The 9,722-nt window shown below is 60.0% G+C and carries 11 protein-coding genes and 2 tRNA genes; 9 read left to right on the top strand and 4 right to left on the bottom strand.

Annotation, left to right across the window (positions count from 1 at the left end):
- Window positions 1–144 precede the first annotated feature (144 nt).
- Window positions 145–525, top strand: a complete 381-nt coding sequence (locus tag ABIT12_RS10770; protein ID WP_348041845.1) for a hypothetical protein — start codon at window positions 145–147, stop codon at window positions 523–525.
- Between the two features lie 43 nt (window positions 526–568).
- Here ABIT12_RS10770 and ABIT12_RS10775 read toward each other — a convergent pair whose 3' ends face one another.
- Window positions 569–1,240 carry a TetR/AcrR family transcriptional regulator C-terminal domain-containing protein gene (locus tag ABIT12_RS10775; protein WP_348041846.1) on the bottom strand — a complete coding sequence of 224 codons (672 nt, stop codon included), beginning with the start codon at window positions 1,238–1,240 and terminating at the stop codon, window positions 569–571.
- 93 nt (window positions 1,241–1,333) lie between these two features.
- Between ABIT12_RS10775 and tet(30) the strand changes: the two genes are divergently transcribed.
- The 5 genes from tet(30) to ABIT12_RS10800 all read left to right on the top strand — a co-directional run bounded on the left by tet(30) (window position 1,334) and on the right by ABIT12_RS10800 (window position 5,139).
- Window positions 1,334–2,518 (top strand): tetracycline efflux MFS transporter Tet(30), encoded by a 1,185-nt coding sequence (gene tet(30), locus ABIT12_RS10780; RefSeq protein WP_348041847.1) that lies wholly within the window; start codon window positions 1,334–1,336, stop codon window positions 2,516–2,518.
- Between the two features lie 130 nt (window positions 2,519–2,648).
- The gene (gene tet, locus ABIT12_RS10785; protein WP_348041848.1) at window positions 2,649–3,836 is read left to right on the top strand and encodes a Tet(A)/Tet(B)/Tet(C) family tetracycline efflux MFS transporter; all 1,188 of its coding nucleotides are present in this window, start codon (window positions 2,649–2,651) and stop codon (window positions 3,834–3,836) included.
- A gap of 211 nt (window positions 3,837–4,047) precedes the next feature.
- Window positions 4,048–4,323 (top strand): HU family DNA-binding protein, encoded by a 276-nt coding sequence (locus ABIT12_RS10790; RefSeq protein ID WP_348041849.1) that lies wholly within the window; start codon window positions 4,048–4,050, stop codon window positions 4,321–4,323.
- Between the two features lie 281 nt (window positions 4,324–4,604).
- Window positions 4,605–4,680: transfer RNA gene (locus ABIT12_RS10795), tRNA-Val, on the top strand.
- Between the two features lie 382 nt (window positions 4,681–5,062).
- Window positions 5,063–5,139: transfer RNA gene (locus tag ABIT12_RS10800), tRNA-Asp, on the top strand.
- Between the two features lie 209 nt (window positions 5,140–5,348).
- On the opposite strand, the gene ABIT12_RS10805 is transcribed toward ABIT12_RS10800, so the two are convergent.
- Window positions 5,349–5,903, bottom strand: coding sequence for a hypothetical protein (locus ABIT12_RS10805; protein ID WP_348041850.1), 555 nt, complete (start codon window positions 5,901–5,903; stop codon window positions 5,349–5,351).
- Window positions 5,904–6,171: 268 nt separating this feature from the next.
- Between ABIT12_RS10805 and ABIT12_RS10810 the strand changes: the two genes are divergently transcribed.
- On the top strand, window positions 6,172–6,561 hold the full coding sequence (locus ABIT12_RS10810; RefSeq protein WP_348041851.1) for a hypothetical protein: 390 nt from the start codon (window positions 6,172–6,174) through the stop codon (window positions 6,559–6,561).
- The gene (locus ABIT12_RS10815; RefSeq protein WP_348041852.1) at window positions 6,555–7,622 is read left to right on the top strand and encodes a hypothetical protein; all 1,068 of its coding nucleotides are present in this window, start codon (window positions 6,555–6,557) and stop codon (window positions 7,620–7,622) included. Before ABIT12_RS10810 ends, ABIT12_RS10815 begins: the two co-directional genes overlap by 7 nt.
- A gap of 46 nt (window positions 7,623–7,668) precedes the next feature.
- Here the strand turns inward: ABIT12_RS10815 and ABIT12_RS10820 are convergent, their stop codons facing one another.
- Both ABIT12_RS10820 and ABIT12_RS10825 read right to left on the bottom strand, forming a co-directional pair.
- Window positions 7,669–8,688, bottom strand: coding sequence for a cation diffusion facilitator family transporter (locus ABIT12_RS10820; protein ID WP_348041853.1), 1,020 nt, complete (start codon window positions 8,686–8,688; stop codon window positions 7,669–7,671).
- 72 nt (window positions 8,689–8,760) lie between these two features.
- Window positions 8,761–9,066 (bottom strand): metalloregulator ArsR/SmtB family transcription factor, encoded by a 306-nt coding sequence (locus tag ABIT12_RS10825; protein ID WP_348041854.1) that lies wholly within the window; start codon window positions 9,064–9,066, stop codon window positions 8,761–8,763.
- A 241-nt stretch (window positions 9,067–9,307) separates the two neighbouring features.
- Here ABIT12_RS10825 and ABIT12_RS10830 point away from each other — a divergent pair.
- A partial coding sequence (locus ABIT12_RS10830; RefSeq protein ID WP_348041855.1) for a peptide-methionine (S)-S-oxide reductase occupies window positions 9,308–9,722 on the top strand: 415 nt, incomplete at its 3' end.

Genomic DNA, 9,722 nt, shown 5'->3' on the forward strand with positions numbered 1-9,722 from the left:
CGCCTTCGGGCGCCGTTTTTGTTTGGTGACGGAAATTAAGGTTGTTCGGCCCGGATGGTGGACGATTGGTGGAATTTTGAGCTATGAATGCCGCCGTTATCGGGAGCGTCATCCTGGCTGCTTCCCTGGGGGAAATTTCGTTCAATGCGCACCAAGATTCTTGCGGTCGCCACCGCAGCCCTGCTGGCCTTTTCGCTTGCCGCCCATGCTGCAGAAGCCGTTCCAGTGGATCCGGAAGGCGATCAGGTCAGCGATGCCGTCGATATCGCGATGTTCTGCGGCGCGGCGTTTACCGTTGCCTCGATGTCCGATCAGGTGACTGCTGACGAAAAGGCCGCTTCCGAGCAGATGGCGACCATGTCGTTCGCTCGCGCCAAGACCGCACTCGATGCCGATGGCGTTGCAGAGACCGAATATGACCGCCTGACCAAATTCTATGTCGACGCCGCTATCGCCGACATGAGCGCCGGCACCGAAAACATGCGCTACTCGTCCGACGAATGTGTCGCCGAAGCGCAGAAGTAAATCCTGAATCATGCAGACGGAACGGCGCCCTCGGGCGCCGTTTTCATTTTGAACGTGGTTCCGAGGCTTTCCCGGACTGCTTGGCGAGCAGGGCGGCTTTCATGCCATCGACCATGTAGTTCAGCCCGCTCTCAAAAACCTGCTCGGTATTGATCGTGCCTTGGGCAATCAGCGGGAGCAATGCCTGATGCAGCAAGGGAAACTGGGCCACCTCGGCCATCGGATCGTCGGTTTCCCGCACGCCGTCCTCTTCGTGGCGCTCGCGCTCGCCTTGTTCTTCCAGCACATAGCCAACAACGTAGCGCGTCACTGAAATCGAGATGTTGAACGCTTCTTCGGCGGAAAAGCCCGCATTGACGTAAACCTCCAGCGTCCGCTCCGCGTCGGCAAAGTCGGTGGCCGATGGTCGCGTGCCGGCTGTCAACCGCGCGCCATCCCGCACCGACAACAGCGTCGTTCGCATGCTGCGTGCATATTCGATGGTAAAGTCCCACCAGGCCTGGCCTGGCTTGGGCACCCTTGCGGTATGAAAGCGCGCCACCATGGCGCTGTTGACTGCATCGAGCAGCACCGACTTGCTGCGGAAATGCCAGTACAGCGCCGGCTGCTGCACCCCAAGCCGTTCGGCCAGCTTGCGCGTCGACAGCTTGTCGATCCCCACCTCGTTGAGTAGCGCCAATGCCTCTTCGACAATTTTCCTGGGCTCGATCGCCATGCGTTCGCACATTCCTCTTGACTTATCACCGATAAGGTAATTTATCACCGATAAGCAACTTATCACTGATAAATTATACCCCGGAGGCTCCCCGTGAACAAGGCACTTATTGTCATACTGGCGACTGTCGCCCTCGATGCCATCGGCGCTGGTCTGATTTTTCCGATCCTGCCCTCGCTGCTCGCCGAAATCGTCGGCAATGGCGATATCGGTTTCCTCTACGGCGTCATGCTGGCGACCTATGCATTGATGCAGTTCGTCTTTTCGCCGATTCTCGGCGCCATGAGCGACCGCTTCGGGCGCCGTCCGGTGCTGCTGCTGTCGCTGGCAGGTACGCTGGTCGATTATCTCTTTATGACCTTCACCCCCTATGGTTGGGTTCTGGTCGTCGGCCGCGCCATGGCCGGCGTGACCAGCGCCAACATGGCGGTGGCCAGCGCTTACATCACCGACATTACCCCGGAGGATAAGCGCGCCGAACGGTTCGGCACGCTGGGCGCCGTCATGAGTGTCGGCTTCATCATCGGTCCGGTTATCGGCGGCGTGGTCGGCGCCTGGTGGTTGCGGGCTCCGTTCCTCGCCGCAGCCGTGTTCAATGGCCTGAACCTTTTGGTGGCGCTTGTCGTGCTGCCTGAAAGCCGCAAGGCCCAGCCCGGCAAGTTCGAACTCAAGGAACTCAATCCGCTGCGCCCGCTGCTCTGGCTGTGGAATTTCCGCGCACTGATGCCCTATGTCATCGTCTCGGTGGTCTTTGGGCTGGTCGCCGCCATCCCCGGCACGATCTGGGTGCTTTACGGCACCGACCGGTTCGGCTGGGATTCGGTGCATCTGGGCATGTCGCTGGCAGCCTTTGGCGTCACTGCCGCGCTGGCGCAGGCCTTTCTGGTCGGCCCGCTGTCGCGTCGGTTCGGCGATCTGGGCACGCTGATGATCGGTGTCGCCTTCGACACTTTGGGCTATGTGCTGATGGGCTTCGCCGATCAGGGCTGGATGGGGTACGCCGTCACCCCGTTGTTCGCCCTCGGTGGCGTTGCCATGCCGGCGCTGAACTCCTTGCTGACCAAGCGCGTGAGCGATGATCAGCAGGGTCAGCTGCAGGGTGTGATGGCCAGCTTGATGAGCCTCGCCGGCATCGTCGGGCCGGTGCTCACCACGGTGGTGTTCTTTTCCACGAAGGACATCTGGATTGGCACCATCTGGATCGTCGGGGCGGCGCTTTATCTGCTGGCCACTCCGCTGTTTGGCACGGTGAAGACACCCAAGCCGGTGGCAGCGTAGCAGCAAGCGACTGCTGACACGGTGTGTCACTGAACCAGATCAAGGTCGGGACAACAGAAATAGTGCGCGCTGCGCTGTTTCGTTATCCCGGCCCGCCGTTTTAGAAGAGGCCGCAACTGGGACGGACCTCATGAACAAGCCGCTGATCGTGATTCTGTTGGCAGTGACGCTCGATGCCGTCGGCATTGGTCTGATCTTTCCGATTCTGCCGGCGCTGCTGCGCGATGTTGGCCATACCAGCGAGGTGGCGACGCTGCTCGGCGTCATGCTGGCGCTGTATTCACTGATGCAGTTCCTGTTCTCGCCGGTGCTGGGCGTGTTGAGCGATCGCTTCGGTCGCCGCCCCGTGCTGTTGCTGTCGCTGGCTGGCGCGGCGATTGACTACCTGATCATGGCGTTTGCCCCACAGCTGTGGATGCTGGTGCTGGGCCGGGCGATTGCCGGCATCACCAGCGCCAATATGGCAGTGGCCACCGCCTACATCACCGACATTTCCACCGAGGACGAGCGGGCCAAGCGCTTTGGCCTGTTCCACGCCATGTTCGGCATCGGCTTCATCATCGGCCCGGTGCTCGGCGGGCTGCTGGGCGATTATTGGGTACGTGCGCCATTCATCGCCGCCGCCCTGCTCAACGGCGCCAATTTCGCGCTGGCGCTGTTCGTGCTGCCCGAATCGCGCCAACGCGATGAGCGGACGTTTGAGTGGAAGAACCTGAACCCGTTCATTCCGCTGAAATGGGCGCTGTCCTTCAGGGCGCTGATTCCGATGATGGCAATCTTCGTCATCTTCAACTTTCTAGGCAATATGTACGGCACCGTCTGGGCGCTGTTCAGCCAGGACAAGTTCGCCTGGAACGGCTTCATGGTGGGCCTGTCACTCTGTGCGTTTGGGATCTGCCATGCCGGTGCGCAGGCATTCCTGACCGGTCCGGTGGTGGCGCGGCTGGGTGAGCGCTGGGCGCTGGTGGTGGGCATGACGTTCGATCTCACCGCGCTTGTGGTGCTTGGCTTTGCAGGCCAGGGCTGGATCCTGTTCGCACTCGCGCCATTGTTTGCGATGGGCGGCATTGGCATGCCGGCGCTGCAATCGCTTATCACCAAGCAGGTGGATAGCGACAAGCAGGGCCAGTTGCAGGGCGTGCTGGCATCACTGGTCAGCGTCGCCTCGGTGTTTTCGCCGCTGTTCTTCAGCCTGGTGTACTTTGCGGTACAACCGCATTGGCCGGGCGCGGTTTGGCTGGTTGGCGCAGCGATCTATCTGCTGGCCCTGCCATTGATGCTGGGCATCCGCCGCAGCGGGCCAGCGGCGGCAATCTGACCAATACTGCGAAAATCCGCAAGACCCTTGGAAAACCGGCAAAAACCGTGAAACGACGGTTTCCATCGGTATTTTTCCGGTTCATTAACAGAATTGCACGGTCCGCCACCCCGAGACGCCCGGAAATCCTTGCGTTTTGATCAGAATCGCAAAAGGGTGGCGGCGTTTTGGTTCGCCAGCAAAGGCGGGCATTCCACAGTGAGGAAACGCTATGTCTAATAAGAACGATCTGATCGGCATTGTCGCCGACAAAGCAACCCTGACCAAAGCCCAGGCCGCCGAAGCTGTTGACGCAGTGTTTGAAGCGATCACCGCTTCGCTCAAGGCCGGCGAAGAAGTCCGTCTGGTTGGTTTCGGCACTTTCGCCGTGTCCGCCCGCAAGGCCAGCACTGGCCGCAATCCTGCTACCGGCGCGGAAATCCAGATTCCGGCCTCCAACCAGGCCAAGTTCAAGCCCGGCAAGGGTCTGAAAGACGCCATCAACTAAGAAATGCCTGTTGGTCTCTACTGCGTCGGTCTCCTGACGCGATCTTCTGCGCTTCCGATGCTCACGTACCTTAGGTACGCTCCGCTTCGGTTCTCGAAGACCACGCCAAGCGACTCGTCGCAGCGACCCCAACAAACATTTCTCGCGTGTTCCCTTATTGGGGATGTGCCTTTTGGCCCCGTGCGCAATGCGCCGGGGCCTTCGCTTTTTTAGCCGGATCATGGGTTGACGGGGCAGGGCGCTGGCCCTAATCAGAGCCCACCGAACGCCCAATGGCTATCGGGCGATTAGCTCAGTTGGTAGAGCGCCTCGTTTACACCGAGGATGTCGGCGGTTCGAGTCCGTCATCGCCCACCAGTTCTTCCGGCAAACCTCCACACTGTCAGTCGTTCTCACCACGCGCGTTGTCGCGTCGCCCCGCTTGGTTCCGATGATCAACGCCGGTGGCGGATTCGGTGACAGAACAACGCGATTCTTGGGTGACGGATGAAACAGCCACGCTGGGCTGAAGCGTTTGAAGCGCAAAACCGGGTTTGGCCCTGTCTGACCGCAGCGAGAGCCAGAAAACCCCCGGCAGGCTGCCTTGCACCATCGAAGGACCTGCCGTGCCGTCACAAAACTTTTGCACAGGGCAATGAGATTACGCAACTTTCGCGGAAAAATCGGGTTTGATGCGCTTGACTTCAAAGGGGGCGGTCGGTACACGAACCCCACGTTGCGCAGACGAAAGTTTGCCGCTGCGGGAGTAGCTCAGTTGGTTAGAGCGTCGGCCTGTCACGCCGAAGGTCGCGGGTTCGAGCCCCGTCTCTCGCGCCACCCATCCTCTTGATAGTATTCGAGGATTTAAGGGTTGGCGTTGATGATCTCATGAAATTTTTGGTATGATTTAGGTCAAGAGGTTTTGCCGATTGATCGTAATCGATGTGTCGAGAGCAAGTGTTGGTCTCGACCTGGCCACGCCCATAACTGCGGGTCCTTCGGTGCCGCTATGTTGGGAGAGCGGCAGTGCCGCCCTCCCGGTTTGCTTATTTGCGATCGTCAACATAGACGGTGATGGCGCCGTCTGCTGCGCTGTTGATCGCGACCACATCGCTGGCGTCATAGCCCGCAGCTTCGAGCTTGGCCTTCACCGCAGCGTTGGCTTCAACTTTTGCGGTGAGTCCCGCGTCCACTGCATCGCCTGACATCAGCGCGGCCAATTCGTCATTGGTGGCGGCACCGGCACTGCCCTGCACGGACGACAGCAAGACGATATTGATGACCGACTGATCGTTCACCGCCGAAAGATCGGTGCTGCCGGAAGCGGCGATCGAGGCTTTCAGGCTGTCAAGCGAGGACGACGTGTCCATGGCGGCCTGGCCGGAGGCTGTGGTCGAGGCTTTCGCATCCGTGCCCGAAGTGTCGGTCGTTGTTCCGGCATTTACGCCAGCAGCAGCATTGACGCCGGCATTGGTGTCCCCGGCGGTCGTAGTTGCCGATGTTGCCCCGCCGACGGTCGCATTAACGTCGCCAGCAGATGCTAGAGCGCTCGTCCCCGCGAGCATTGCGACACTCATCATGATAACATGGGATAGCTTCATTTTAGTCTCCTCTGGGTTTGCCCACCCGCGGAAGACATAACGTTGCTGCAGCAGCCGCGTTGCCACTTGAAGCATTCACATTTTGGTACGGATGCGCACAAATATGTGAATGCTGTTGCTGGGACCTAGTCGGTTGTTTGAACAGTGCCTTGAACTGCTGGTGACCAACATTGAAGTTTGTGCCGAGTGCCGCGATTCATTGATTTGTTCTTTTCAGAACAGCTGTTGAGTACTATAGATTATGGTGCCAGCAGATCGGAGAGACAAAATGCGTGCAGCATTATTGATAATTTTCATGTGTTTAAGTGCAAATTGTTTCGCGACCGATTACAGCATCAAAGTCTGGAGCTATACGGACGAGGTAACGGCCGCACAGGTGCAGAAAGCGTTGGACATTGCCGGCGCGATTTTGACCAAGGACGACTCGCCGGGCGACAAGGCCTGCCCGACTAATTTCACGGTGAAGGGCGCCGTATTCAATGGCGCAGGCAGCACATTGCCACCATTGCTCACCGTCGCTGGCGATTTTGTGAAATATCGCAGCGATCGGCGGTTCTCGCTCTACATCGTGCGCAAGATCGACTTTTGTGGCTACGCGGTTACCGATCACCGCCAGACTTTCGGCGGTTGTACCGGCCAGCATGCGGACCGGTGCTGATTTCCATTGGTTCGCTCAACGGCAACAATAAAGGCGTGGTGGCGGGGCATGAGTTCGGCCACGGGCAGGGGCTGCCCGATGAAGTAAACACCAAGGGCCGCCTGATGTATTACACTGCATCGAGCAACAGCCTGCGGGTGTCGTCGGACGAATGTGATGCCTACTTGCAGGGCCAGATCTTTCCGGTGTTCGACGGCAACGAAACCCCGGACATGATGCAGCTCAGCCAGCAGATTCCACTAGCCCAACGCCTCGCTCAGGAGCCGTCCGGAATGCCCGTCGAAGAGCTGCTGTCGAGTTACTGGCACGAGGTGCCGGAGGCCGACATTGCTGCGCTCAAGCCCGCTGACCTCGACAAGGTGCGTGAACTGCTGTCGGGTGAACCGAACCAGTATTGGCAAAATGGCGTGACGGTGCTGGGCCTAGCCGGCTCGGGAGAGGACAGCGCGCTGCTGCAGCAGATCGTCGATCGCTCTGCCGCGGCGTCCGAGCATGATATTGCCACTGGCAATGTCGCATGGCTGGATATCCAGGCAAATTCGCAACTGGCGCTTGGCCTGCTCTACAATCGTACCGGCGACGTTTCGGCGCTGGAAAATATCTATGGTGCGATGATTGCGCCAGAAGCCACCAGCGCTGGCCGTTCCGCCGATGTATTGCGGCAGAACGATCTGGCGCGAAATGCCGCCTACGCCTTCCAGGCGGCAGGTACGGAGGCGGCAGCGGTCTATCCGGATGCCCTGCTGCAGTCAGAAATCAGCGCATTGGTGCGAAACGGCGTGGCGACCGAGAACATGCCCGTCAATGCGCTTGATATCCAGTCGGACATTATCGGCCTCGACACGGGAATCAAGGCGACGGACACCTTGAGCGAAGCGCTGCGCAAGCTGGATCTGTCGCGGCGGGGCAGCACAAATTCATTGTTTCAACCGCAATCGAGCTATGTTGATCTCCTCAAAAGCGGCATCAGCGTACCCGGGCCCGACAACGCGGAAACCATCCAGAACACCTACGACAATATTCGTAATTTCGATGCCATGACCCAACTCGCGCCGCAGTGAGGCGGGTGGACCGAGGCACAGACTCGACCTGAGGCGCTTGCCTCACTCAGGGAGCCGCTGCGTCGCCAGCCAGCAGATCGCATTCCGGCGCGCCGTTGCCCCAGTCGATTTCGACCGTGGTATGGACAATGCCATAGGTCTTGCGCAGTTCCGCCTTGACCGCGCGGCTGGTGACTGCGGGGTCGGCCCCGGCGGCGAGGCGCAGTTCGAGCGTCGCAGCCGGGCGGCCGGAGGTGATCGACCAGACGTGGACATGGGATAACTGGGCGACACCAGGTACGGTCTGGACGATATGCTCCCTGAGTTCGTCAATCACCACATTGCCGGGCGTGCCTTCCATCAGGATATGCAGCGAACCCTTGAGCAGCGACCAGGCGCTGCGCAGGATCAAGGCTGAAAGCAGCACCGACAGGATTGGGTCGATCGGCATCCAGCCAGTGAAATAGATGATGATGGCGGCGCCAATGGCCGCGACCGAGCCGAGCAGGTCGCCCGTCACGTGCAGCAGCGCGCCGTTGATGTTGACGTGCTCCTTGTCGCCCGCCTGCAGCACGAAGAAGACCGCGATGTTGATCACCAGCCCGATCAGTGCCACCCAGAACATTGGGCCAGCCAGGACAGTTTCCGGCGCCAACAGGCGTGTAACGGCCTCATAGGCAATCCAGGCCACCAGCAGGATCAGCGTCACCGCGTTGACAAAGCCGGCGATGACCTCGAACCGCATATAGCCAAAGGTCCGGCGGCCATCCGATGCCCGACGCCCAAAGCGAAAACCGGCCCAGGCCAGCGCCAGTGCGGCGGCGTCGATCAACATGTGCCCTGCATCGGCCAGCAGCGCCAGTGAGCCCGACAGCAGCCCGCCAGCGACTTCGGCGACCATGAAGCCCAGCGTCAGCACGAAGGCGATCAGCACAACGCGTTCATTGGCGTTGCTGACCTGTGGCGCGTGACTGTGGCCTTCATGGCCATGGTCTGGGTGATCGTGACCAGTGTGGTCGTGGCCCGCATGATCATGGCCATCATCGCCGTGTGAATGGTCGTGCGCTTTGGCAGGTTCGGTGGGCATGGCTGGCTCCGCAATTCAATATATGAATAGCTATACAGATGTTTGCGTGAATTGGAAGTGCGGCGTGCCGCCTTACTCGTGTTCGTGATCCTCGTGGGTGTGCTCGATCATGTCCGTGAGCATGTGCGAAATGTGTTCGTCAGCGGCCGCATAAAACACCTGCCGGTTGCGGCGTTCACCCCGCACCAGCCGCGCACCGCGCAGCAGCCGCAGATGGTGGCTGACCAGCGATGGCGATGCCTCGACCCTGATGGCGATGTCATTGACAGAAATCGGCCCAGCCAGGCACGCGATCAGTACGCGCAGCCGCGTCGGGTCGCCCAGCAGGCGGTAGGTTTCGGCGATAATGGCAATAGCTTCGGCAGTGGGCGCGATCACGCAATGAACTTTCGGCGAACTGAGATTCTGTTCCAAGCTTAGCAGTGATCGGCGGCCTCGCCACACAAACATCACGACGCTGTCATCGCCTGTAACCAGGCCGGGCTCCGTTGCGAACTGGTGTGCGTACCCTGCCTGCGGCGCGGTTCATTTCAGCGTGAAGCCTCTGCGCAACGCCGCGCGCATGATCCATATATCGACCAACGCCGTACCGGCATAAGCTGGTGACAAGGAGTCCGTCATGACCGATCTCAATTCAAATGCTCGCGTGGCGGTTCGCCCGCTCAGCGGCAATCGCACCAAGCTGTTCGCCGGCCTGCTCTTGCTGCCGGTATTGCTGCTGGCGCTGTTTCAGGGACATGCCCAGTCGCAGGAACAGGCCTATGTCATTCCGGCGCCAACCATGGATGTTGCTGCCCCCGGTGGCACAGCCGTTGCCACTTTTGCCGGCGGTTGCTTCTGGGGCGTGCAAGGCGTGTTCCAGCACGTCAAGGGCGTCAAGAACGCCATCTCCGGCTATGCCGGCGGCGCCAAGGATACGGCAATGTATGAAACCGTCGGCTCGGGCCAGACCGGCCACGCCGAAACCGTCCAGATCACCTATGATCCGAGCGTCGTGACCTATGGCCAACTCCTCCAGGTGTATTTCTCGGTGG

It is taken from the genome of Devosia sp. (assembly GCF_039927955.1).
GTDB lineage: Bacteria > Pseudomonadota > Alphaproteobacteria > Rhizobiales > Devosiaceae > Devosia.